Below are 23,307 nucleotides of genomic sequence, written 5' to 3'. Positions count from 1 at the left end.
CGTATGGATTGCTGAGCAATTCCAATTCATACGCGATTGACGTGTGGACCGGCCGTTTTTATGAATGAATCAATCAATACCTACTCACTCAATTTATCCACCAATAAACGCAACCATTAACTGCTATTGATTCGTGGCTAAAATGATCCGCGACTAAAATGATTAGCTACTAAAAGCACGCTCTTGCAATTTCGTTGCTCCGCGCAGCATGGCTTCGACTAACTCCGTTGCGTGAAACTTTTCCAGGGCTTGATGGGCACCGACTTGACGGGCACGATCAACACAGATTTCACTGGAAAGAGAAGTATGGAGGATAATATAAGCGTGGTTTAGCGTATCATCATTTTGGATTTCGAATGCTAACTCATAGCCGTCAAGCCCCGGCATTTCAATATCGCTGACCAGAATATCGATCGGGGAGCCTTGTTCCGCCCGTTTACGCATCAATTGCAGACCTTCTGCACCGTTTCTGCAAATTTCATATGGAATATTGATGCCATCCAGTGCATCAGCCAGCTGTTTGCGGGCCAGACTGGAATCATCGACGAGTAATATATTAAAGGATTTGAGTTTTTCTCGTTCCACGTCAGTCAGGATCGGGATTTTGGTCGATTCATAATGCGGATATATTTTTGACAGAAGCAATTCAACATCCAGCATTTGGACGATATTGTCTTGGTAACGGGTGATGCCGGTAACAAAGATATGATGTCCGGCTGTTGACGGAGCCGACTCAATTGAACGCCAGTCACATTCAATGATTTTTTCAATCGTCCGAACCATAAATGCAACAACGGTACGCAAGCAATCAGTGACGATCAAATAACAATTCTGATATTCCTCCGGCGGAATGGGTCGGAAACCAATTGCCGCAGCCATATCAATCACGGGAATGGTCATATTACGAATTGTGACCGTGCCGACAACATTACGATGAGAATACGGGATCTGTGTCATTGGCTGATAGGACACAATTTCTCGAATCTTTAAGGTGCCAATTGCAAACAGCTGACGTTTCAGATTGAGTGTAAACATCAACATCCCTTGCGATTGATTGGCTTTACTAACGGTTTTCGCCATGACGAGTTACCTTAAAAAATACTTACGCCAATAATATACTTAAATGGCGCTAAGATGCGAGTTTCACTGGTAAGTTGAGTTACCTCTCGGGTTTCGTCCCGGAACCCACATCACATCCAAGTGTAATTGCAAATATCATACACTTACTCATAAGCATACTGCAAAATGGCAGTTTATCGATTGTTCCGGCCGTTTTAGCCGCGATTTCGTGATAGGAGAGCAGTGGTTGTATCAACCTATCGTGATGTGTCCTCAGCATTTTGTAGGCTTGCTATCTTTATGATTTGATAACTTTTAACACGCTGTAACATTTGTATAACTGTGTCGATATGAAAAATGTCTACTATGATAAAAGGAGTCTTGTCTATTGGTGTTGAGAAAGAGGTATCCTTCATGTTTTTTAACCGTTCCCTTATCAAAGAGAATGAAGCTTTGAAGAAAGAGCTTCATATGATCAAACAGATGCATGACAGCCTTGGCAAAGAGATGTTAACCATAAAACTGACTCCATCTGGCATGGTGAGTTCGGTCAATTCGCTTTTTTGTAAAGAGATGAAGTACGAGTCACACAATATTGAAGGATGTAAACTCACCGATATGGTGCCACCGAAAGAGCGTTCGACCGGACATTATCAGCGTTTGAATAGTGCCCTGAAGGAAGGCAAGCACTGGAATGGCGCGCTACAACTGCAAAAAGGCAATGGTGAAGAATCTTGGTTACGGGCCATTTTACAGCCAATCTACGATACAGCTAAGCAGCTACAATACTTTTTACTTTATGCTTCGGAACTGACACAAACGATTCGTGCTTCAAGGGAGCATGAAGATATGATTGCCGCATTGCTGCGTTCAACCGCTGTCATTGAATTTGATCTTAACGGGCATGTGTTGACGGCAAATGATAATTTTCTGCGCACGATGGGGTATAAAAAAGAACAAATCATCGGTAAACATCACCGTATTTTTTGTGAACCAGAGCTCTATAACTCTCCTGAATATGAAGACTTTTGGCGTGAGTTGAAGCGGGGAAATTTTATCTCGGATCGATTCAAACGGATTGATAAACATGGCAATACTGTGTGGTTGGAAGCCTCTTATAACCCGATTCACAACAACCATGGCGAGTTATATAAAGTGGTGAAATTTGCTTCTGTGATTACCGAACAGATGTTGCGGGAACAGGCGATTTCCGAAGCTGCCAGTATTGCTTATGAAACCTCACGGTTGACGGATACGCAAGCTGCGAATGGTCAGGGTGTCGTTCAGGATACGATTCGGACGATGGAAGAACTCGAACAACAGATGATCCATGCCAGCCAAGGGATTAAGGATCTGGATGAGCTTTCCAAAAAGGTCAGTGATTTGGTCGGTAACATCAGCGGTATCGCGGATCAAACGAATTTGCTTGCCCTGAATGCTGCGATCGAGGCAGCCAGAGCTGGTGATCAGGGGCGTGGTTTTGCTGTCGTCGCCGATGAAGTCAGGGAACTGGCCTTACGGACCAGTAAAACGACTGCTGAAATCGTGGATGTGGTGTCAAAAAACCAAAAGCTGACGGAACGTGCTGTCGGGCTGATTGAAAATGGGCAGCAGAGAGCGAAAGACGGTTTGCATCTGTCGAATGATGCCGGTGTGGTCATGGCTGATATTCAGGAAGGTGCGAAAAAAGTCGTGAGTGCGATAGAAGAGTTCCATCAGAAATTATAAGGCAATCAACAGGAAGAATAAGCAGGAAGGACAGTCGCTAAGGATTGATGATGACTTCATTGATGAAGTTCGTTAAACTTCGCGTCCTTTAAACGGGGGAGGCGATTTTTATGGCAAGAACAGCAGCAGCGTTACATATTCTGGTAAAACATCAGAATCAGGCTGAAGATATCCTACAGCAACTGAAAAAAGGCGCTAAATTTCAAACGCTTGCTCGAAAATATTCTTTATGCCCTTCCGGTAAGAAAGGCGGTGATTTGGGGGAGTTTCGTCAGGGACAGATGGTTCCCGCGTTTGACAAAGCTTGTTTCCGGGGGGAAGTTCTCAAACCTCAGATCGTCAAAACTAAATTTGGGTGGCACGTCATCAAAGTGTTGTATCGGACGTGAGCGGGCATTTTTGCTCTCTTGATTTTTGGTGGTCGAACGCCATACATTTTGATATTTGTCCATTTTTCGCTCCGCACATACCATGCATACACGACTCTAAACATATGGCGTCTCTACTTCACTGCTGATGACTTATTTTAATTTATCTGAGAGTGATTTGGTCTTCTTCAAATAATCATGTTGTAAGATATACATGCGTTTGACATCCTGATAGCGCCCGTTAATAAAGAACTCTTCAATCAGATGCCCTTCTTCAACAAAACCCGCTTTACGATACAAATAGAGCGCCACTTCATTGTCGATAGCCACATGCAGATAAATCTTGTGCAGATTGAGAATGGTAAAGGAGTAATCCAATGCTTTATTGATCAGATCCAAGGCATAACCTCTTCCCTGATATTCAGGGGTGATAATGATCTGAAACTCAGCACTTCTGTGAATGTAGTTAATCTCAATTAACTCAACGAGACCAATCAGCTGTTTGTTCTCATTTTCTACGACGAAGCGTCTTTCTGCATTGTCGTGAATATGTTTGTTATACAACTCCTCAAGCTCATCAAAAGATTCATATGGTTCTTCAAACCAGTACGACATGATATTTCTATTATTATTAAGATTGTGAATAAAACGTAGATCCTGACGTTCTAATGCCCGCAGGTAAAGTTCACTTTTCATGGGATGATCCGAAGTTAATCTTGCATTAAGGTTTTTCATGGCATCAATCTGCCGGTGTGAATCAGATGTCCCGTATAACATAGCACGTTGCAAGGACAGGCACCAGATAGCTTGTGTCACCGGGAAAGGGTAGTGGCTTGGGGAAAGGGTGGTGTAAGGACAGGCACTTGAGCGCTCGAGTATGTTGAGAAACCTTGTAAGGACAGACGTCAGGAAACCTTATAAGGACGACATCAGAAAATGAGGACAGACATCAGAAAGCGACGACCAGAACATGGGCAGAAGAAACCTTACGGGGACAGACACCTGAAGATCACCGACCAAAAGGTGGCGCGGGGGAAGAGAATCAGCTTTGGCGATGACAGGGGGGACAGGCCAAATATCTTTGGCCTGTGATGGTTGTGCGTTATTTCAGGTATTGAACATGGGCTTCCATTTCTTCACCGATTTCCTGACGCATATTCATTAAACGGATGGCTGATTCTCTGAGGGCAATATCTTCCGGTGCGGAGGGAATCCACTCTGGTACCTCACTTGGTTTTCCATGTTCATCGACAGCAACCATGATCACAATACAGTGTGTGGTCAGTCGGTTTTCCTGCAATTTAGGATCACTCGCCTGAACGTCGATCGCGACATGCATCGAGGTACGCCCTGTGTAGACGATTTTAGCGGTCACTTCAACGAGATGACCGACCAAAATCGGGGCGACAAACCGAATGCCGCCGGCATAGGCGGTAATGCAGTATTTTCCGCTCCAGGCTGCAGAGCAGGCATAAGCGGCTAAGTCGATCCACTTCATCACGGCTCCACCGTGAACTTTGCCGCCGAAATTTACATCACTGGGCTCAGCCAGAAAACGCAGTGTGAGCTCTCTTTTTTTATTTGTCATATCGACGTCCTCATCAACTGTGGAGACAACCATAAATTGATATTGCGATTCATGGTCTGAACTTATGCAAAATTACGATAAGTTCATCAAACGGGAATTTTGATGTCCTGTCAATATGATAGTCGTGTGAGCGCCGCCTATGGCGGCCATTTTCATGTGTCGCCACGCTGTTCTTTCTCGACTTGTTGATCCTGAATAATCTTTAGCAGGGAAGGCAGAAATGCTCGGTCTACAAACGCTTCGTTGTGCCATATTTTGGACTTCATGAGCGCTTTAGGGCAATGAAAGAGCAGAGAATCAACCGCGACCTTGACGACCAATTTCGGTTTCGTTTTACCATCAAGGCAACGGTCACGAATATCGTCATCAATATGGATAGAAGCCGTTCCTTTGATGCGCACGACATCTTCAATACCGGGAACGATAAATAGTAAGCCGACTTTGGGGTTGGTGATGAGGTTGGTTAAGGTATCCAAGCGGTTATTGCCCGGGCTATCCGGAAAAGCCAGCGTTTTATCGTCCAATACTTTGATAAATCCAGCTTCGCCACCGCGAGGAGAGACGTCTAAAAAGCCATCTTGATTGGTTGAAGCAAGAAAAAACAGCCTGCTGCTTTCTAGGAAAGTTTGAGTGTGCTGATCAATGTGTCTGACATCTTTAGCCACCGCTAACGGGTGCGGTGTGCTATAGCATGCTCTTAATTGTTCCAGTGTCGTGATTTGTGTCATTTGATACTTTCTCTGTTTTGATACTTTACGTTTGGCTATCAGTCATAAACTATTTGTAAATGATAACTAGTATTATTTGAAATTGGTTTGCATTATCATGTTCTAACTCATAGGACAGAGTCAAACGGCATCTCAGCGAGATGCCGTTCTTATCAATTTAAAACCATCAATTGAAGCCAATCGTATGTTGAATCTCAAAGTCGTTTTTAGCGTTTTCCTGTTTTCTTCCATGACTGCGTTTAGTTGGGCAGATGATCGTATCACGGAGGAACGCGTGACCTATCCCATCAAAATTGAGCATGCCTTTGGTACCACTATCATTCAGCAGAAACCGGTGCGAATTGCGACGGTTGCTTGGGCAAACCATGAAGTGCCGCTGGCGCTTGGGATTGTCCCCGTTGGTTTTGCGGCTGCGAAATTTGGTGACGATGACGGAGATGGTGTTTTGCCTTGGGTCAAAGCGCGATTGGACGCATTGGGTGCACAAACACCGCCCTTGTTTGATGAAGGGGATGGGATTGATTTTGAAGCTGTTGCTGCGGTGCAGCCGGACGTCATTCTGGCGGCGTATTCTGGTTTGAGCCGTTCCGATTACGAAACACTCAGTATGATTGCCCCCGTGGTGGCATATCCTCATGCACCTTGGTCGACTGACTGGAGAAGCATGATTCGCATCAACAGCACCGGTATGGGGATGGCGAAGCAAGGTGAGGAGCTGATTGCGACGATTGAACAGGATATCGCATCGCGAACTGCAAAATATCCGGAACTCAAAGGGAAATCTGCCATGTTTCTCACCCATTTAGATCCGACTGATTTGAGTGTGGTGCACTTTTACACCACACATGATACACGAGTGAAATTCTTTAACGATTTGAATCTTGTTTCGCCTCAAAGTATTCGTCAATTCAGTCGTTCGGGACAGTTTTCCGGTGAAGCCAGTATTGAACAAATTGACGCATTTAATGATGTCGATATCTTCGTCACTTATGGTGGTGAAGCCTTGTTAAAACCGCTTGCAAGTAACCCGCTGATGTCCAAAATGAATGCGGTTAAACATGGCTCAGTTGTGATGCTGGGGCGTGGGGTGCTAGCCACCGCAGCGAATCCGACCCCGCTATCGATTTCATGGGTGCTGGACGATTATCTTGAGGCGTTGGCTGCCGCTGCGCGCAAAGCCCGATGAGCCCCTTTGTTGCTAAACCAGATCCGTTTTCAGGGCGAGGTTTTGTCGTTTCTCGCTCGGTGACCCTCATTGGTTTACTGGTGATCTTGTCTGTTTTATGCCTGGGTTCTGTCGCGTTAGGGACAAGAGAAGTGTCATGGCGTGAAATTTTCAGCGCAATGCAAGGTAACCTAAAGACGGTGGGCGAAGCCGCCGTGGCTATGCGTATTCCGCGCACTGTATTAGCCGTGATTGCCGGCGGTGCTTTAGGATTGGCAGGGACGGTGATGCAGGGGGTGACACGCAATCCGCTCGCTGACCCCGGGATTCTCGGCGTCAATATTGGTGCGTCATTTTTTGTGGTTGTCGGATTGGCTTGGTTTGGTATGGATCAAATCCAGACCTACGTCTGGATGGCGATTTTAGGCGCTGCACTGACTGCGGCATTTGTTTATACCATCGGCTCTATCGGGCGGGGCGGCGCAACGCCACTAAAGCTTGCATTAGCGGGCGCTGCAACTTCGGCGGCTTTATCCTGTTTCACCATTGCGGTTGTGCTACCTCGTAATGATATTGCCGGTGGTGCCCGGTCCTGGCAAATCGGCGGTGTCGGTGGTGCCACGTTCGAGACCATCCTTCTTGTGAGTCCTTTCTTACTCGCGGGATTAGCCATTACGGTTGTAACCGCAAGAAAATTAAACAGTTTAGCTTTGGGGGACGATCTCGCCGCAGGACTGGGCGAGAATGTGGCGCTGGCTCGCGGTGCCGCAGGACTCGGGGCGATTTTATTATGTGGCGCGACAACCGCAATTTGCGGGCCGATTGGTTTTGTCGGTTTGGTTGTACCGCATTTCTGCCGCCTGTTCGTCGGAGTTGATCATCGCTGGTTACTGCCATTTTCCGCCGTGGGCGGTGCAAGCTTGCTTTTGCTGGCAGATATTGTGGGACGAATTCTGGCTCGTCCAAGTGAATTATCTGTCGGTGTGGTTACGGCATTGATTGGCGCACCGTTTTTTATCTGGATAGTCCGGTGTCAGCGCGTGAGAGAATTATGATGTCTGATGAATTACTGTTGTTACAACGCGTGAGAATGGCTCGTCGACAACGTATGCGATGCTGGTCGTTGATCGTCATGGTTTTAGTGATTTTAGTCGTATCTGTCTGGTGCATCACGCTGGTATTGGGACAGTCATATACATCTCCGGCCATTGTCTGGCAGGTGCTCCGGGGAGACCATATTCCCGGAGCCAGTTTTACCGTCGGATATTTGCGATTACCCCGGGCGATAATTTCATTGCTTGTCGGCATGAGTTTTGGCTTAGCCGGCGTCGCATTTCAAACGATGTTGCGTAACCCTTTAGCCAGCCCTGACATTGTGGGAGTCAGTTCGGGAGCCAGCGCCGCGGCTGTGTTTGCGATTATTGTGCTTCATATGGATGGCTCTGCTGTTGCTCTTTTCTCTATTCTGACTGGCTTGGCCGTTGCGCTGGCAGTTTATGGTCTCGCTTATAAAAATGGTGTCGCTGGCACCCGGTTGATTTTGGTCGGTATTGGCATGTCCGCAATGATTGAAAGCTATATCGCCTATATGTTGTCACAGGCCTCATCATGGGACTTGCAAGAAGCGATGCGTTGGTTAACGGGCAGTGTGAATTCGGTACAGATTGATCAAAGTGTGCCACTGTTGATTGCATTGGTTTGCTTCGGCGGTTTGCTATTGAGTCAAACCCAGTCATTAGAAGCATTACGAATGGGGGACGATACCGCAGCGGCTCTGGGTGTCAATGTCACATTGACTCGTCTCATCGTGATGGTGTGTGCGGTCGGTTTGATTGCCGTTGCCACCGCTGTCACCGGCCCGATCGCTTTTGTGGCATTTCTTTCCGGCCCGATCGCGGCTCGCATGGTCGGTGCGAACGGCTCATTGCTCATACCTGCTGCGTTAGTGGGGGCCGTATTGGTGTTGACGGGGGATTACATCGGACAATTTCTGCTTCCCAGCCGTTACCCTGTCGGTGTGGTCACGGGAGCGTTGGGTGCGCCTTACCTGATTTATTTAATTATTCGCGTGAATCGTAAAGGGGGATCTTTGTGACCAAAGCGCATGAACTTGTGGTCGAGCAGTTGTCTGCCGGTTATGGCGAAAAAACGATCATCAGAGATCTCTCGCTCAAGGTGACGCCGGGAAAAATCACGTCGATTGTCGGTGCGAACGCCTGTGGTAAATCAACGCTGCTAAGAACGATGTCTCGTTTACTGGCACCGGCTCACGGACACGTGTTGCTTGATGGCAAGTCGGTCCATCACAGCCCGACGCGGACTTTGGCACGGACGCTGGGTTTGCTGCCTCAGTCGCCGATTGCTCCGGAAGGTATTACGGTTGGGGACCTGGTCAGCCGGGGGCGTCATCCGCATCATGGCTTTATGTCTCGCTGGAATCACAAAGATGAAGCCGCTATTGCCAATGCGTTGGCCGTGACAAAACTCACTGATCTGATTTACCGGGAAGTGGATGCGCTGTCTGGCGGGCAGCGTCAGCGCGTCTGGATCGCCATGGCGCTGGCACAGGAAACGGATATTCTGTTGCTGGATGAACCGACGACGTTTCTAGATGTAACACATCAAATTGAAGTCTTGGATCTGCTGGTGGACCTGAATCTTCAGCGCGGTATTACGATCGTCATGGTTTTACATGACCTCAACTTAGCTGCCCGCTATTCAGACCAATTACTCGCGATGATCAACGGTCAGATTTACGCCCACGGCGAGCCGGAAAAAGTACTGACTCATGACACGATTCAAGCGGTATTTGGTTTGAACAATCATATCATCATCGATCCGGTTTCGAACATTCCGATGATGATTCCGGTAGGACGACACAAGCTGAAATCGTCATTGAATCAGAGCGATGCTCACCAGTAAGAAGTCGTCTCATACTCAGTTCGCTAACAATACTCATTTCGCTAACAGCTGTAAAAACGCCATCAGTGCAGGATTATCCGTGGTGGTTTTATACACAAAACTTAACGGGGATGTGTGAGGGAGAACATCCAGTGGTGTATAACGCAGCATATTGGATGGCCGGGTAAAGTGGCGCTCATTGACAATCGCAACGCCATTGCCCGCGGCCACTAAACCAAGCATGGTGCTTTCGCCATGCGCCCATTGGGTTACTTCTGGTCCCCAGCCGATTTCGTTGAACAGTATTTCTTGCCAGTCGTAGTATTCAGGATCAACGCTTCTTGGCAAGCGGACAGAAGGCAATCGGTTCAGTGCTTCAATTGAGGTCGATGGTGATAGAGTTTGCTTCCAACTGGCAGGGTAAGCCAGTACCAACTTGTCTTGGGCGATGGGTTGGACAGCGTATTCCGAAGACAACTCAGAGAAATGATAAATAAAGGCACCGTCAATTTGATCGAGTTCTAATCGTTTCAGCAGTACCGCGGGGGTATCTGAATACACTTCCAGCTCAACGTCATGATTATCGTGGCGAAACTGATTGATACTCTGATTAATTTGTCCTTCCCAGAGCACGAAGTCTGGTGCACCTAAACCAAGAGAGCCATATTCGGTATGTGTAAATTGACGAACACGTTCGTTAGCATCGTCGATTTGCCGGATGATGGATCCCAGTTGTTTCTGATAGATCTTTCCTGCCCGGTTTAGTCGCAAACCTTTCGGCAGACGGTCGAATAGAAGCACCCCTAATTCCGCTTCTAATTCTTTGATTTTTCTTGATATCGCCGGTTGAGTGACGTGGACTTTTTGCGCAGCCAGACGAATGTTTTGTGTCTCAGCGACCGCTAAAAAGTATTTGAGGTGACGTAGCTCCATTCGGGGGTTTCTCTCTCGGCATCAGTTGATAACTATATATCAATTTTATTTGTTACAAATAATAAGCATTATCGTTTGCATTATCAATAGTAAGAAATAACAATAAAAACTAGTCGTATGGGATGATTAAAAATGGAAAATATTAGTAGTGGTAAGGCGCGTTATCGTGCGATGCACTTACTTCTCTGTTTTGTACCGGCGCTTTCTTATTCAGGCGCTGTTTGTTCAAAAGTAACAAGTTCAGAAGTAACAGGCTCAGAAGCTCAAGATCAGGTTCAACAAGACCAGGCGCATCGTGTCAACACCATTACGGTTTACGGGCAGCCCATCGCAGGGGATGCCGATACCACGGTCGCTGAAGAACTATGGGTCGGTGGCAAAGTGGCGACCCGTGTGCTCGATACGCCGGCTCTGGTTTCGGTGATTACAGAAAAAGAGATCAATCAGCGTAACGCAACGACAACCGAAGAGATTTTGCAGTATTCACCCGGTTTGGTGACGGATTATTACGGTTCGGATGATCGGAATGACTACTTTATGATTCGAGGCTATCAGGCAACAACGTATCGGGATGGCATGACACTCGGCTCGATGCGTAGTGTTCGTGAAGATCCCTATGCGTATGAGCGGGTTGAATTGATTCGCGGTGCGAATTCAACGCTGTTTGGGCCCGCGGATCCGGGTGGCTCGGTTAATTTCGTCAGTAAAAGACCTAAGTTTGAACGCTTTGGTCGTTCTTATGTATCGTATGGTTCATTTGATAGTAAAGAGATTGGGTTGGACTTTGGTGACACGATCAATGCGTCAGAAACGCTTGCTTACCGGTTTACTACTAAAATCAAAGACAGCGATCTTGAATACGATTATTCAAAAGATAATTCTCAGTTCGTCATGGGCGGGATGAGCTGGCAGCCATCGGTGCGCACCACCGCAACGCTGATCGTCGACTATTTGGGCAGAGACGGCACTCCGAACAGCGGAGGCTACCCATTGGACCGGAAGTATGACCGCAGCGCATTCTATGGGGAGCCTGACTTCAATAAACACGATGTTGAACGTACCAATATTACCGCTCAAGTGACACATCACTTTGACAATGGTATCTCGCTCAGCGGTAACTTGCGCTATAGCAAACTCGAAGACGATTTTGGTTATGTGTATTTGTATGATTATCAGGGAAGAACGGGCAGTGATATTTCCCGTTATTATTTCGGAACCGATACTCAGTCGAAACAAATCATTGGCAATACGATTGTGCAGTACGATATGAGTTTTGAACACATCGATAGCAGTACATTAATGGGGTTGGAATACCGTGATGCTTCGACACAAGATGCATCGCTCTATGGCACGGATAAGGTCTCGGTCAGTCCTATCGATCTCAATCGCCCTGTGTATACAGGCCTGTCAATGACCGGTGAAGTTGATAGTCAAACCGATCAAGACCACACGACCAAGTCGATATTTTTACAGCAAAATTTAGCGCTTGATGACCGTTACATACTTGCGTTGGGCATTCGGCATGACTCGATGGCGCTTGCCAGTCGAAACATGAAAACCCGGGTTGATGCTAGCGACGATTTCTCAGAAACATCTCTGCGAGCTGCCTTTACATTTAAAGTCAGTGACGCGTGGTCAACTTATATCAGTCAGGTTGAGTCTGTCGCGCCGCCCAGTATTGGGGTCAAACCAGAACGAGGAGAACAGCTAGAAGTCGGGGTGAAATTTTCACCTTTGAGTATGAATGCGTTGTTCTCTGCTGCGATTTACGATCTTAAAAAGAATGACGTCACCATGTCGATTGTTCAGGATAATGGCTCGATTCAAAAAGAAACCATCGGTGAAACGCGGGTCCGCGGGCTTGATTTAGAAATGAAAGCCGAAATAACCGATCATTTTAATGTGACGGGTGGATATTCTTATATGAAGTCTAAAGTTGAGCGTGGCAGCACCCGCAACGGAGATGTGCTGGACGGCAATGAATTTGCGACTGTACCCAACCACAGCGCTTCTTTATGGGGCTTTTACACGCTGCCAGTTGAATCGATGGATGTTGGTTTAGGGACACGTTACGTGGGCACTTATTATTTTGATGCGGCGAATACGGCTAAAAGCGAAGCTGCAATGTTGTTTGATGCTGCATTTGCTTATCGTGTTTCAAAATCTGCGCAATTGTCATTTCATGTACATAACTTAACGGATAAGCAGTATGTGGTGGGTTCCGGTACTGCGAATTACTACAACCCCGGCCGTTCGTTGAATGCCGCTTTCAATTATTCCTGGTAATTGAAATACTCTTGGTAACAGTCACCTAGATATAAACATATCAATTTATGGTTGTATGCATATTTATGTGGATGCAACCATTCTTTGCACGCGCACTTGGATGTGATGCTATGAGCGATTCAATCGTGATCACCGGCAAGCGGATAAGCGTAAGGGCGTTGTGATCGGTGACAAAATCAGACGAATCATATTGTTATCGTTAAAAATATCAATGGTTATCAGTGCGGTAACTTTCAATATATTTTTCAATCCAGTTTAAGAATGCCTGTAATTTAGGGCGTGTTTCATGTCCTTTCGGACAAATTAAATCATAGCCGTATCCGGATGGAATCCGTTCAAAGAGAGAAACCAGTGCACCACTTTCAAGATACGATTGAATGGTGTGATAGCGACCTAAGGCGATTCCCATTGAATTTTGTGCGGCAACCATCGTAAGTTCTTCATGATTAAATACATATTTATGTTTTAAAATATCGGTACTTCTCCCCGTCGCATTTAACCAATGCTGCCATTCACTCAACGGCGATAAAAATTCCAGCGACTCGGTACAATGCAAAAAAGTGGCTTCTTTTAGACGCGATTCACTTTGGTATAAATTGAAGCGTTGTGCATATTCAGGTGTACATACAGGCATTAAGTATTCATCAAACAGGCGAATATGATAAAAATCGGGATGGGTTTCATTGCCGTAGTAAATCGCGATATCAACCGGTTGATTATGAAAATCCAGTTTGCTTGCTTTGACCCGCATTTTGACATCCAAGTAGGGATACAAACGTTGAAATTCGGCCATTTTAGGGACTAACCACAAGTGGGCAAAGGTCGGTGCGATCCCGATATACAATTCTCCTCTTAATTCATTGAAGCGAATATCGTCCACTTCAGTGAAGATATTTGACAGGGATTGGCTGAGTGTTCTGAGCATTCTGTGACCATCTTCAGTCAGTTCAAGTTTTCTTGTCAGACGGATAAAAAGCTTGAAACCGAGATCTGCTTCAAGCTTTTTAATTCTTTGGCTGACGGCTCCCTGAGTCAGGCACAATTCTTCAGCCGCGAGTGTAAAACTTAAGAACTTTGCGACAACACTGAACGTGTAAAGGTTTGCTAAGATATTCTGCTTATCTGCCATGTGTATAAATCATCCTATGCATTAGAAATATTAATTCATAAGTATCACGATTTCGTTTGTCGCGGTCGGGGTTGTCAGGTGCAATGGGCGCAAGCAGGACACACGAGAGAGTATTGCAAAATGAATCAAAAATTAAAAGTTGTCGTGATTGGGGGAGGCTCCAGCTATACCCCGGAATTAATTGAAGGCCTGATTAACCGATACCATGAATTGCCAGTGACTGAACTTTGGCTCGTTGACATCGAAGCAGGAAAAGACAAAGTGAATATTATTTCCGGGCTCGCTCAACGCATGATCAAAAATAAAGGACTGAACATCGATGTGCACGTTACGCTTGATCGTCGTTTGGCATTAGAACATGCCGATTTTGTGTGTTCGCAGTTCCGAGCCGGTTGTCTTGAGGGCCGAATTCGGGATGAACGAATTGCGTTGAAATATGGCATGATTGGCCAAGAAACCAATGGACTGGGTGGTTTTGCCAATGCCTGCCGAACCATTCCCATGACTTTAGACATCTGCCAAGACATGGAAGAACTTTGCCCCGATGCCTGGTTACTGAATTTTACGAATCCATCCGGCATGGTCACCGAAGCGGTATTGAAATATACCCAAATTAAAGCCATTGGCTTATGTAACGTCCCGGTGATTATGGAAAAAGGTATCGCCCAAATTATTGGTGCTGATGAAGGTGAGTTCATTATGCAAGTTGCCGGTCTCAATCATATGATTTGGGCCCGCAAAATATTGCATGAAGGGACAGACAAGTTAAATCTGGTCATGAATGAAATCTTAAACGGGCATGATCCATTAGTTCCTGCCAATATCCCTCCGTTTGACTGGCCTAAAGATCTGCTACGAGAGATGGGGATGATACCTTGTGCCTATTTACGCTATTACTACACCAGTGATGACATCATGAAGCAAGAGCAGGCAGAGGCTGATGGTGAGGGGACTCGCGGTGAAGTGGTCAAAGCAATGGAACAGCGTTTGTTTGATATTTATAAAAATCCTGATCTGGCAGAAAAACCAAAAGAATTAGAAAAACGTGGCGGTCAATATTATTCAGAAGCCGCCTGTGAGCTGATGGCCTCAATTTATAATGACAAGCGTACGGTGATGCATGTTAATACACGTAATCATGGTGCGATTAGTGGTTTACCGGATGATTGCGTGGTCGAAGTTAGTTCACTCATTACCAAAAGTGGTCCGCTCCCTCTGAATGTGGAACCATTTCCGGATGATACCTTGCGCCTGATTCAACTGATGAAAGAATATGAAACGCTCACGGTTGAAGCCGCAGTGGAAGGTGATTTAGTCGCAGCGAAGCGGGGATTAATATTAAATCCTATCGTGATGACCGGCACTGTCTTAGACGACGCGCTGAAAGAAACGGTCAGAGAGAACTTAGATTATATGCCTCAGTTTCGCTGGATGTTTGCACAAAACTCAGGTGTCGGACGCTCATATAAATAATCAAGAGCAAAGGAGATATGAGATCGATTAGAATGTTCATCCCCGGAACAGATGAAGACAACCGTTATGCTGCAAAAAGAGAGTTTGCTGAAACTGGCAACGATGACAATGCCGTTTGGCCGTTATGCCGGACGTGTATTAATTGATTTACCGGAAGAGTACTTATTGTGGTTTCAAAATAAGGGCGAATTTCCTCAAGGTGAGCTTGGGGAGTTGATGCAGCTTTGTTTGACGCTGAAAGTCGAAGGGTTGGATAGTCTCGTAAAACCATTGAAGCAGTCATCCTGAACTTCATGCAGGATCTGTGATTTGCCACAATCATAGCTAAAGCATGGAACCAGAGGGTAAGCGATTGTTTCAGCATGGGAAATGAACCGAAAGCACCGGCTCGTGGTGCTTTCGGTTGGGACAGTAACCGCTTATAAACGCGGGGTATTCTCTGCGAAGTATTCGTGAGAATCGGCGTTGTTGACTGCCTGATTCGGTGATGACTGTGCCAGACGACGAGCATTATACTGCCCGTAAGCAATATCATCGGTACCACCGTTGACGGTGAAATGGCTCATTTCATGAATCAGTGTTCCGGCTTTTGAGTCCGTTCCTGTGGTAGGAGCTGACCAGAAGGCGTTACATAAATGGATTCGGTAGGGTTGATTCGGATAAACGTAAGCATAGGCATTGGAAAGGCTGCCCTCACAATAACAGTCTGCGGTGACTGTCTTGTTCTGTAATGCATCGGATATTTTCTGGAAATGTCCTTTGACGGTGTTGTAACGACCGCTTGAATAAGAGCCGAACCAAGTGGTATAGCGAGATGTCACAGAGCCAGCTCGGTAGTAGTTATAAGCTGAACCTGACATACTCCGTGCTGCGCTGACAGCACTGCTGATTTGGCTTTTCTGACTATTTGAGCAGTTACCTACATAGCTGATTCCACCAGCCAGTTCAGCAAGATCGAGTACCGATTCATTGATGGTCGCGACCTTTGGGTGAACGCCCTCAACCCAGAAACTCACACCATTTGAGCTGAGTGACTGGACTTTATCTTCAGCCTGAAGTTTTGATCTTGCTTGAGATTTGATTAAATCCATTGCCGTGACATTAAACTGAACGTTATATGTGCCTTCCCGGGTCATATCATAGAAGGAAGACAGATCGATCGTTTGGGTCATGGTTTGGCCGGCAGACAAGGTTACATAGTCTTTCGCTGTCGGGGCTGGGCGTTTGACAATCGGTCCTGTATACGCGACCGTTTCTCCGTCAACTGTAACGGTGAAAGCATTCTTTTGAAGTTTGCTGTGGTTGACGAGATACCAATCGAGTACATCGACATCATCTTGACTATTGTTTGTAATGCTCAGTTCGACTTTCACATCACTGCTTTCACCATACGATTGACTTAAAGGAGTGATGGTGACATCCAGAGAGTTAGCATAAGCCAGAGAGGACATACTGCCTACGATTGCACTCAACAATAAATTTGTTGCCTTATTCATTTGATAAACTCCATTTTTTCATGGTTGATGAATCATCGATATTATTACGGCTAAGTGGATATCAATCATTCGTTTCAGAATGTTCAAAGTCGATTTTTATTACTTTAAACATTATTTGAAACTCTTCCTGTTGCTATTTTTTGAATTATGTTTCATTTATGTAAACGTGTAAAGTTTGAAATAAAGTCAGAATGTTTTTCTTTGTGGTGAATAATAAAATCATGCGTTGATATTTATTTAATTATTAATAAAAAATCAAGTTTTTATATTTGATTTTTGTTTTTATTATATTGATTTTAAAGTATTTTTTATTTTGTGGTTTGGTTTTTTTTGATTGTGTTTTAATTGTTATTTTTAATAATTATTGGATTGAGTTAATTTTTGTTTATAGTTTTGCTATTAAGACAATGATGGCGTGATTTAAATTAATAATCTTATTAATTTAACTGATGGTGAATATTAACTGATTGAAAAGGCATGAAATTGATTTTTTGGCATGTTTTTATATTGTCGACTGTTCGCATGGCGTTGCAATATGCCCGCCAATGTCCGCTGAAATAATCATGTGTCTGTTCAGCGATTCAGTTCAATGATTCAAGCCGATATTGAATCCTGACGCGGGTTGGCCTCATAAGGAAGGGATAACTATTAATAAATACTATCTTGACCATAAAAAATTTTTGACTTTTCCTGGGCTATTTTTTATTGCGTCTGTCCCCGCATGAACTTACTATCTGCCTGCTTCTTGATGATAGCCAATCCGAGTACATCACACCTATGTGGCAAGGCGATAGAGCAACTATCCAAGAGTGACTTTGACAGCGTATTAACGCTTTTATTGACGCTCCACTTTTCATAAAAACAGTCCGATGAAAAGTGTTTGTCCCCCGGAGGTTTGCGATGGCTCACGCCCATGCTGTATTAAATTTTCAATCTTTTGCTGCTCGAACTCTTTCTGCTGATGATGTTCGTTTAGTTGAATCATCCGTGTCACAGTTCGGTGCACCATTACTGATGCTAGATTGCGAGACAATTCGTCAGCAATATCGTGCACTGAATCATGCACTACCGAATGTGACGCTTCATTTTGCGCTGAAACCACTGCCGCATCCGGTTGTAGTCAGAACTCTGCTTGCCGAAGGCGCAAGCTTTGATCTGGCAACCAGTGGTGAAGTTGAACTGGTCGCGCAAGAAGGTGTACCGGCGGAGCGTACTATTCATACCCATCCGATCAAACGCGATGCAGACATTCGTGATGCATTAGCCTACGGCTGTTCTGTTTTCGTTGTGGATAACCTCAACGAACTCGCTAAGTTCAAACCTTACAAGGATGAAGTTGAGTTACTGGTACGGTTGAGTTTTCGGAACGCAGACGTATTTGCAGATCTATCGAAGAAATTTGGCTGTTCTCCCGAGCAGGCGCTGACAATCATTGAAACGGCTCAGTCATGGAATATTCGTATCAAGGGACTTTCTTTTCATGTCGGATCTCAGACGATTAACCCACAGAAGTATGTTGATGCGATCCGCACTTGCCATACCGTGATGGAAGAAGTCGTTGCGCGTGGATTACCGGCTCTGAGTACGCTGGACATTGGTGGTGGTTTCCCGGTTAGTTATACACAACAGGTGATGCCAATTGAGCAATTCTGTATGCCAATTAATGAAGCGTTGCTCGAGTTACCAGAGACCGTACAGGTTTTGGCTGAACCCGGACGCTTTATCGTCGCACAGGCGGTTATGAGTGTTGCTTCGGTTATGGGGCAGGCGGAAAGGGAAGGGCAAATGTGGTACTACCTTGATGATGGTATTTATGGCTCTTTCAGTGGGTTAATGTTCGATGATGCACAATACCCGCTGGTCACATTGAAGCAAGGCGGTGAATTGCTCCCAAGTGTTTTGGCCGGCCCGACTTGTGACAGCATTGATGTCATAGCTGAAGATATCATGTTACCCCGGTTAGACAATGGTGACCTCGTTATCGGTTGTATGATGGGGGCTTACACCAGTGCCACCGCGACGGATTTTAATTTCTTCAAGCGTGCTCAAACGATCGTGTTAAATGAAGCCGTGTTTGATGAACATGCTGTGAGTCGAGAACGTCTCATCGGTTAAGACTGCCTCTGTCACTGAGTTCTATTATGTCATGTGCAAAGCCACAGTTTATGTCTGTGGCTTATTTTCTTCTGTCCTCTTCCTGATAGTTTATCTGTTGCAATACTGCTGTGCTGCAAGCGGGGTGACTTATTTGTTTGAAATTCATCAACTTTTCATGTAATTGTCGTGATAATTACAAATTTTTTGTAATTTTATTACTATAAATGTTGACTTGAGTCACAAAATTGATGATAATTTGAACTAAACAACACTTGGTTGTGAAATAAAATAACCGTAGGAGCCGAGTCATGAGTTCAACGCTTTCTTCACAAATTAATGTCACTATTCCTAAAACAAAATTGAGCACGTCTGTTGTCAATACAGTTAAAGAACTTGCGGGTGTTTTCGCAATGTTTGGTGTGACAGCCGTGATTACATTTATGCTGGCCTTAACTTGGGTTAACGTCTAAGCATTTAAGCATTGCGATAAAATCGATCCCAATCGCAACGATTATTGGTGTATTCGGTGGTTTTTCCGATGATGTCGGATACTTCCACCGAATGAATGTTACCTTTCATTCCATCTCTCCCTCGCATGTCTTCTATTACCTTCCATACCGTAAACAGGACGAATATTCGCGTTCAACAAGCCGTGAACGGATGAAAACCCAAATAAAATAGCTGAATGAATTACACCCTATAATCGATAAAGAAGCACTCATGATGAGTGCTTCTTTATCGATGTATTTCTTTATAGATTAATGTTTAAGGATAATATTATTTCTGGTCAGACAGTAAGTTATTTAGAAACGATACTCAGCACCAATGGTTGCTTGTTTTAAATCAGTGTTGGTGTCTGCGCCATTATTAATATCGTTGGCATTCAAGTCGACGTCATACCAAGTATATTCTGCATTGACTAAGAAGTTATCGGTAACTTTAAATCCGACACCGGCTCCGGCAAATACAGCTTCATCATCTTCGTTGCCACTCACACCTAAGATGTCATAATCCGTGGTGTACCAAAGTTGGCCGCCTTTGGCATAAAGTTCGACGCGATCACCAATCGGTGCGGTCAATTTCAACGCGGCTGTATAGCCGTCGGTCTTCGCGTTTGCGACATTACCACCATACGAACCGAAGTCGATATAGCTTCCTTCGACGCCAATGTAACGGTTTAATTTAAAACCAATTAATCCTTGCACCACGTCATTGTCATCATCAAAATCGTCTTGACCATCAATCTTTACATAACCGTAGTTACCACCAACATAAATGCCGCTTTCATCGTCCAAAACTGCTGCGTTTGAAATGGTGCTGAACGTTGTTAAAGCCATGGTACTCGCTAGAATTGGAAGGATCTTTTTCATCTTTTTACTCCTAGTGATTTTGAATAAGCCATCATGATTGATGTGCGATACATATGCTGCGTCAGTCATTTATTTCAAGAAATTTAATCCTGTCAACATAATAAAACCTCTGAATATATTGTGTTTATCATGAATTATATTCTTGCTGACTTCTGCTAAAACATACTTTTAATTTAACTGCCCCCCAATATTTTATGTTATTGATTTGTCATAATTAGGTTAGAGTTGGATTCAAATATCAGAATATATGCTGGTATTGGTTATTGAACCATCGATATTGAATGATTATCAGGGGGACTTAAAAACAGCACCATTATTTCCAGTCGTCACCATTTCACTCAATCGTCATACACAGGGAATTTTCAGGCGTTCTGTTGGTCTTAACTTACTGTTGCCTGAGAGGCTTCATTTGGCGTGTCGCGCTGAACCAAAGGATTGCATGTCACCGCGGAATCATGAATATTAACGCTGTGATTCATTTGTACCGTGCTTCGTGCTGTTGTACAGCGGTACGATAACTGTCAGTAAAATTAATAAGAGATTGATATAGTGTTTGATTCTTTCTTTCCGAAACCAAAATTATTTTTCCTCAGTTTTGTGCTTTGGGCACTGCTTTGTGTGGTTTGCTGGTATACCGGTGTTCGCGAGCTAGGTTCAGACCTGAGTCTCGGATATCTGGTTGGAATGGGGTTCCCTCAGCCGCTGCTGGTGGAGGCCGCGCCTGCGGCTCAGGCTGCTTTTCAGCAGGCTCAGGAGAGTGCGACCAGTGCTTGGTTATATCAGTATATGTTTGTCTGTTACGCTTTGTTTATCGGCGCATGGATGAAATTTGGCCGACAAAAATGGGCTCGCTGGTCGGTGATTGGGTCTGGGGTGATTGTCTTTATCACTTGGTTTCAGGTTGAAGTCAGTGTGATGATCAACGAGTGGTATGGTAACTTTTATAACTTGATCCAGAAAGCATTAACAAATCCTAACAGCATTACCCTGAGTGAGTTTTACGGTGAACTGACCACGGTTGCTGTGATTTTGCTTGTTGCGATTATGGTCGCCGTCTGTAACCACTTTTTCGTCAGCCATTATGTATTTCGATGGCGGACTGCAATGACTGATTATTATACCGCCCGTTGGCAGCAAGTTCGTCATATCGAGGGGGCATCGCAGCGGATTCAGGAAGATACGATGCGTTTTGCTTCGATCGTGGAAAGTTTAGGGGTTAGTCTGCTGAATGCAGTGATGACACTGATCGCATTTTTACCCATTCTATGGGGGCTTTCCGGTTATGTGAAAACCTTGCCATTGGTTGGTGAAGTTTCTCAGGGATTGGTTTTTGTTGCGATCATTTGGTCAATCATCGGTACGGTATTACTGGCAATGGCCGGGATTAAATTGCCGGGATTAGAGTTTAAGAATCAACGTGTTGAAGCCGCATACAGGAAAGAGTTGGTTTATGGTGAAGACCATGAAAGTCGTGCAGCGCCACAAACCTTAAAAGCGTTATTCAGTGATGTCCGGCAGAACTACTTTCGTCTTTATAAGCATTATGTGTACTTTAATATTGTTCGCTACGGCTATTTACAGGTTGGTACATTCATTCCCATCATTGCACTGGCACCTTCCATTGTTGCAGGGGCTTTCACTCTGGGGATCATGCAACGGATTATTAATGCATTCGGGCAGGTTGAAAGCTCTTTTCAATATCTGGTCAACTCATGGACGACGATTGTCGAGTTATTGTCGATTTATAAACGTCTCAAAGCATTTGAAGATGAAGCGGATGGTATGGAAAACATACCACTTATCGAAAACCCCGCTGAAAATTAATCTCATCACGGGCTTCCTCTAATGGAAGCCCTCATTTTATCTGCTGTTTTTTTACGGAATGATGAGTTCTGAAATCATCGGATGATGCCTGTGTCATTCTTGATTATGAGAGATTCCTTCCGCAGTTGATGATGATTTTGACATTTGCATTACACAAACGACATTATGTTATTACATCATATTTTTTCTTGTCACGATGTCTTTGAGTCACAGCCTAATTACAGATAGGAAAATGGGCAGAAGACGGGCACGATGTCGTGCTATGCTTTTGCAGAGTCGTTCAGTAGAGAGGAGCGTATCAATGAAATATGGACTGATTGCTATATTGGCTTTGTTTTTAACTGCTTGTTCTTCAACTTGGAATGGTGTGAAGGAAGATTCTTCTGAAATATGGGACGCAACCAAAGAGAAATCGAGTGAAGTGTATCATTCAACGAAAGAAGCGATCCATGAGGCAACCGCTGAATAGTCATTCATCTGACTATGACTTGATTTTGATTGGCCTGATGTGGTTGTCACGATGTCATTTTACAAGTAATCAATATTGATGCGTAACAAGATTATCAATCATGGTAAGTGTCGCCATTTAGAGACCACTGACCATACAACCTCAGTCGCTTAAACGGATCATCAAGCCGTTAACGTCTGATCAAAGTAGACTTGAGAAAAAAGAAGTAGAAAGAATGTCCGATAATAAAGCTTTATTGCTGGATAACCAGCTATGTTTTGCCCTTTATTCAACCTCTTTGGCGATGACACAGATGTATAAACCGCTACTTGAACCTTTGGGGCTCACGTATCCGCAATATCTCGTGTTACTGATTCTGTGGGAACAAGATGGTATTGGTCTGAAAGATATTGGGGAACGATTAGGACAGAAATCCGGTGCTTTAACGCCGGTGATTAAACGGATGGAGCAAGAGGGGTTAGTAAATCGCACCCGACAGCTACATGATGAGCGCTCACTGAATGTCCGGCTGACTCCGAAGGGGCAGCAGCTCAAAGCAGAAGCCGTGAAAATCAATCAGTGTTTGATTGACTCTTGTGGTATCCCCAGTCAAGACCTGATTGAGATGAAAAATCAAATCATGGCATTGAGAGATAGCTTACTTAAAAATCAGCCGAGTTAAGCGAGATGCTTAAAAATATGTTGCGCGATAAT

The 23,307-nt window shown here is 44.8% G+C and carries 22 protein-coding genes; 14 read left to right on the top strand and 8 right to left on the bottom strand.

Annotated features, from left to right (window positions below; all coding sequences use genetic code 11):
* Window positions 1–162: 162 nt before the first annotated feature.
* Window positions 163–1,080, bottom strand: coding sequence for a chemotaxis protein (locus tag OCV37_RS19205; RefSeq protein WP_038177756.1), 918 nt, complete (start codon window positions 1,078–1,080; stop codon window positions 163–165).
* 393 nt (window positions 1,081–1,473) lie between these two features.
* On the opposite strand from OCV37_RS19205, the gene OCV37_RS19200 reads away from it, so the two are divergent.
* Both OCV37_RS19200 and ppiC read left to right on the top strand, forming a co-directional pair.
* Window positions 1,474–2,787 carry a methyl-accepting chemotaxis protein gene (locus tag OCV37_RS19200; protein ID WP_038177757.1) on the top strand — a complete coding sequence of 438 codons (1,314 nt, stop codon included), beginning with the start codon at window positions 1,474–1,476 and terminating at the stop codon, window positions 2,785–2,787.
* 110 nt (window positions 2,788–2,897) lie between these two features.
* The gene (gene ppiC / locus OCV37_RS19195; protein ID WP_038177759.1) at window positions 2,898–3,176 is read left to right on the top strand and encodes a peptidylprolyl isomerase PpiC; all 279 of its coding nucleotides are present in this window, start codon (window positions 2,898–2,900) and stop codon (window positions 3,174–3,176) included.
* 132 nt (window positions 3,177–3,308) lie between these two features.
* On the opposite strand, the gene speG is transcribed toward ppiC, so the two are convergent.
* The 3 genes from speG to OCV37_RS19180 all read right to left on the bottom strand — a co-directional run bounded on the left by speG (window position 3,309) and on the right by OCV37_RS19180 (window position 5,471).
* A complete protein-coding gene (gene speG / locus OCV37_RS19190) occupies window positions 3,309–3,851 on the bottom strand; it encodes a spermidine N1-acetyltransferase (RefSeq protein ID WP_038177979.1) in 543 nt (180 codons plus the stop codon).
* 406 nt (window positions 3,852–4,257) lie between these two features.
* A complete protein-coding gene (locus tag OCV37_RS19185; RefSeq protein ID WP_038177981.1) occupies window positions 4,258–4,743 on the bottom strand; it encodes an acyl-CoA thioesterase in 486 nt (161 codons plus the stop codon).
* Between the two features lie 152 nt (window positions 4,744–4,895).
* The gene (locus tag OCV37_RS19180) at window positions 4,896–5,471 is read right to left on the bottom strand and encodes an MSMEG_1061 family FMN-dependent PPOX-type flavoprotein (protein ID WP_038177761.1); all 576 of its coding nucleotides are present in this window, start codon (window positions 5,469–5,471) and stop codon (window positions 4,896–4,898) included.
* 274 nt (window positions 5,472–5,745) lie between these two features.
* Here OCV37_RS19180 and OCV37_RS19175 point away from each other — a divergent pair, with 274 nt between their 5' ends.
* Genes OCV37_RS19175 through OCV37_RS19160 form a run of 4 tightly spaced genes read left to right on the top strand, consistent with a single transcriptional unit; the run spans window position 5,746 to window position 9,558 of the window.
* A complete protein-coding gene (locus OCV37_RS19175; protein ID WP_245609082.1) occupies window positions 5,746–6,657 on the top strand; it encodes an iron-siderophore ABC transporter substrate-binding protein in 912 nt (303 codons plus the stop codon).
* Entirely contained in the window at window positions 6,654–7,691 is a 1,038-nt protein-coding gene (locus OCV37_RS19170) for a FecCD family ABC transporter permease (RefSeq protein ID WP_038177764.1), read from the top strand. The genes OCV37_RS19175 and OCV37_RS19170 overlap by 4 nt, the downstream gene beginning before the upstream one ends.
* Window positions 7,688–8,731, top strand: a complete 1,044-nt coding sequence (locus tag OCV37_RS19165) for a FecCD family ABC transporter permease (protein WP_038177765.1) — start codon at window positions 7,688–7,690, stop codon at window positions 8,729–8,731. The genes OCV37_RS19170 and OCV37_RS19165 overlap by 4 nt, the downstream gene beginning before the upstream one ends.
* Entirely contained in the window at window positions 8,728–9,558 is an 831-nt protein-coding gene (locus tag OCV37_RS19160; RefSeq protein WP_038177767.1) for an ABC transporter ATP-binding protein, read from the top strand. Before OCV37_RS19165 ends, OCV37_RS19160 begins: the two co-directional genes overlap by 4 nt.
* Window positions 9,559–9,591: 33 nt before the next feature.
* On the opposite strand, the gene OCV37_RS19155 is transcribed toward OCV37_RS19160, so the two are convergent.
* Window positions 9,592–10,470, bottom strand: a complete 879-nt coding sequence (locus OCV37_RS19155; protein WP_038177768.1) for a LysR family transcriptional regulator — start codon at window positions 10,468–10,470, stop codon at window positions 9,592–9,594.
* 132 nt (window positions 10,471–10,602) lie between these two features.
* Here OCV37_RS19155 and OCV37_RS19150 point away from each other — a divergent pair, with 132 nt between their 5' ends.
* On the top strand, window positions 10,603–12,756 hold the full coding sequence (locus tag OCV37_RS19150) for a TonB-dependent siderophore receptor (protein ID WP_084717370.1): 2,154 nt from the start codon (window positions 10,603–10,605) through the stop codon (window positions 12,754–12,756).
* Window positions 12,757–12,964: 208 nt separating this feature from the next.
* Here OCV37_RS19150 and OCV37_RS19145 read toward each other — a convergent pair whose 3' ends face one another.
* On the bottom strand, window positions 12,965–13,885 hold the full coding sequence (locus OCV37_RS19145; RefSeq protein WP_038177769.1) for a LysR substrate-binding domain-containing protein: 921 nt from the start codon (window positions 13,883–13,885) through the stop codon (window positions 12,965–12,967).
* 120 nt (window positions 13,886–14,005) lie between these two features.
* Between OCV37_RS19145 and OCV37_RS19140 the strand changes: the two genes are divergently transcribed.
* A complete protein-coding gene (locus OCV37_RS19140) occupies window positions 14,006–15,358 on the top strand; it encodes a 6-phospho-beta-glucosidase (RefSeq protein ID WP_051680198.1) in 1,353 nt (450 codons plus the stop codon).
* Between the two features lie 66 nt (window positions 15,359–15,424).
* Window positions 15,425–15,646, top strand: a complete 222-nt coding sequence (locus tag OCV37_RS19135) for a DUF3820 family protein (RefSeq protein WP_038177985.1) — start codon at window positions 15,425–15,427, stop codon at window positions 15,644–15,646.
* Between the two features lie 131 nt (window positions 15,647–15,777).
* Here the strand turns inward: OCV37_RS19135 and OCV37_RS19130 are convergent, their stop codons facing one another.
* Window positions 15,778–16,854, bottom strand: coding sequence for a M35 family metallo-endopeptidase (locus tag OCV37_RS19130; protein ID WP_038177771.1), 1,077 nt, complete (start codon window positions 16,852–16,854; stop codon window positions 15,778–15,780).
* Between the two features lie 900 nt (window positions 16,855–17,754).
* On the opposite strand from OCV37_RS19130, the gene OCV37_RS19125 reads away from it, so the two are divergent.
* Both OCV37_RS19125 and OCV37_RS19120 read left to right on the top strand, forming a co-directional pair.
* Window positions 17,755–18,969 carry a type III PLP-dependent enzyme gene (locus OCV37_RS19125; protein ID WP_038177772.1) on the top strand — a complete coding sequence of 405 codons (1,215 nt, stop codon included), beginning with the start codon at window positions 17,755–17,757 and terminating at the stop codon, window positions 18,967–18,969.
* Window positions 18,970–19,259: 290 nt separating this feature from the next.
* Window positions 19,260–19,421 carry a hypothetical protein gene (locus OCV37_RS19120; protein ID WP_157634824.1) on the top strand — a complete coding sequence of 54 codons (162 nt, stop codon included), beginning with the start codon at window positions 19,260–19,262 and terminating at the stop codon, window positions 19,419–19,421.
* Window positions 19,422–19,754: 333 nt separating this feature from the next.
* On the opposite strand, the gene OCV37_RS19115 is transcribed toward OCV37_RS19120, so the two are convergent.
* Window positions 19,755–20,321 carry a porin family protein gene (locus tag OCV37_RS19115; RefSeq protein WP_038177773.1) on the bottom strand — a complete coding sequence of 189 codons (567 nt, stop codon included), beginning with the start codon at window positions 20,319–20,321 and terminating at the stop codon, window positions 19,755–19,757.
* A 549-nt stretch (window positions 20,322–20,870) separates the two neighbouring features.
* Between OCV37_RS19115 and sbmA the strand changes: the two genes are divergently transcribed.
* The 3 genes from sbmA to OCV37_RS19100 all read left to right on the top strand — a co-directional run bounded on the left by sbmA (window position 20,871) and on the right by OCV37_RS19100 (window position 23,275).
* A complete protein-coding gene (gene sbmA, locus OCV37_RS19110) occupies window positions 20,871–22,145 on the top strand; it encodes a peptide antibiotic transporter SbmA (protein ID WP_038177774.1) in 1,275 nt (424 codons plus the stop codon).
* 301 nt (window positions 22,146–22,446) lie between these two features.
* Window positions 22,447–22,614: an entericidin EcnAB gene (locus OCV37_RS19105; protein ID WP_211252016.1), complete on the top strand. Its 168-nt coding sequence runs from the start codon at window positions 22,447–22,449 to the stop codon at window positions 22,612–22,614.
* A gap of 214 nt (window positions 22,615–22,828) precedes the next feature.
* Window positions 22,829–23,275, top strand: coding sequence for a MarR family winged helix-turn-helix transcriptional regulator (locus tag OCV37_RS19100; protein ID WP_038177776.1), 447 nt, complete (start codon window positions 22,829–22,831; stop codon window positions 23,273–23,275).
* Window positions 23,276–23,307 lie beyond the last annotated feature (32 nt).

Origin of the sequence: Vibrio rhizosphaerae, assembly GCF_024347095.1 — a bacterium.
Classification (GTDB): Bacteria; Pseudomonadota; Gammaproteobacteria; order Enterobacterales; family Vibrionaceae; genus Vibrio; species Vibrio rhizosphaerae.
The sequence above is the reverse complement of the archived record's forward strand: the minus strand, read 5'-3'. Positions and strand labels throughout refer to the sequence as shown.

Excerpts from the sequence above, each read along its gene's own strand:
- OCV37_RS19115 (WP_038177773.1), bottom strand. The coding sequence starts at position 20,321 with ATGAAAAAGATCCTTCCAATTCTAGCGAGTACCATGGCTTTAACAACG.
- OCV37_RS19100 (WP_038177776.1), top strand. The coding sequence starts at position 22,829 with ATGTCCGATAATAAAGCTTTATTGCTGGATAACCAGCTATGTTTTGCC.
- OCV37_RS19130 (WP_038177771.1), bottom strand. The coding sequence starts at position 16,854 with ATGAATAAGGCAACAAATTTATTGTTGAGTGCAATCGTAGGCAGTATG.
- OCV37_RS19105 (WP_211252016.1), top strand. The coding sequence starts at position 22,447 with ATGAAATATGGACTGATTGCTATATTGGCTTTGTTTTTAACTGCTTGT.
- OCV37_RS19145 (WP_038177769.1), bottom strand. The coding sequence starts at position 13,885 with ATGGCAGATAAGCAGAATATCTTAGCAAACCTTTACACGTTCAGTGTT.
- OCV37_RS19140 (WP_051680198.1), top strand. The coding sequence starts at position 14,006 with ATGAATCAAAAATTAAAAGTTGTCGTGATTGGGGGAGGCTCCAGCTAT.
- OCV37_RS19120 (WP_157634824.1), top strand. The coding sequence starts at position 19,260 with ATGAGTTCAACGCTTTCTTCACAAATTAATGTCACTATTCCTAAAACA.
- OCV37_RS19150 (WP_084717370.1), top strand. The coding sequence starts at position 10,603 with ATGGAAAATATTAGTAGTGGTAAGGCGCGTTATCGTGCGATGCACTTA.
- OCV37_RS19205 (WP_038177756.1), bottom strand. The coding sequence starts at position 1,080 with ATGGCGAAAACCGTTAGTAAAGCCAATCAATCGCAAGGGATGTTGATG.
- OCV37_RS19165 (WP_038177765.1), top strand. The coding sequence starts at position 7,688 with ATGATGTCTGATGAATTACTGTTGTTACAACGCGTGAGAATGGCTCGT.
- OCV37_RS19185 (WP_038177981.1), bottom strand. The coding sequence starts at position 4,743 with ATGACAAATAAAAAAAGAGAGCTCACACTGCGTTTTCTGGCTGAGCCC.
- ppiC (WP_038177759.1), top strand. The coding sequence starts at position 2,898 with ATGGCAAGAACAGCAGCAGCGTTACATATTCTGGTAAAACATCAGAAT.
- OCV37_RS19170 (WP_038177764.1), top strand. The coding sequence starts at position 6,654 with ATGAGCCCCTTTGTTGCTAAACCAGATCCGTTTTCAGGGCGAGGTTTT.
- speG (WP_038177979.1), bottom strand. The coding sequence starts at position 3,851 with ATGAAAAGTGAACTTTACCTGCGGGCATTAGAACGTCAGGATCTACGT.
- OCV37_RS19135 (WP_038177985.1), top strand. The coding sequence starts at position 15,425 with ATGCTGCAAAAAGAGAGTTTGCTGAAACTGGCAACGATGACAATGCCG.
- OCV37_RS19200 (WP_038177757.1), top strand. The coding sequence starts at position 1,474 with ATGTTTTTTAACCGTTCCCTTATCAAAGAGAATGAAGCTTTGAAGAAA.
- OCV37_RS19155 (WP_038177768.1), bottom strand. The coding sequence starts at position 10,470 with ATGGAGCTACGTCACCTCAAATACTTTTTAGCGGTCGCTGAGACACAA.
- OCV37_RS19180 (WP_038177761.1), bottom strand. The coding sequence starts at position 5,471 with ATGACACAAATCACGACACTGGAACAATTAAGAGCATGCTATAGCACA.
- OCV37_RS19125 (WP_038177772.1), top strand. The coding sequence starts at position 17,755 with ATGGCTCACGCCCATGCTGTATTAAATTTTCAATCTTTTGCTGCTCGA.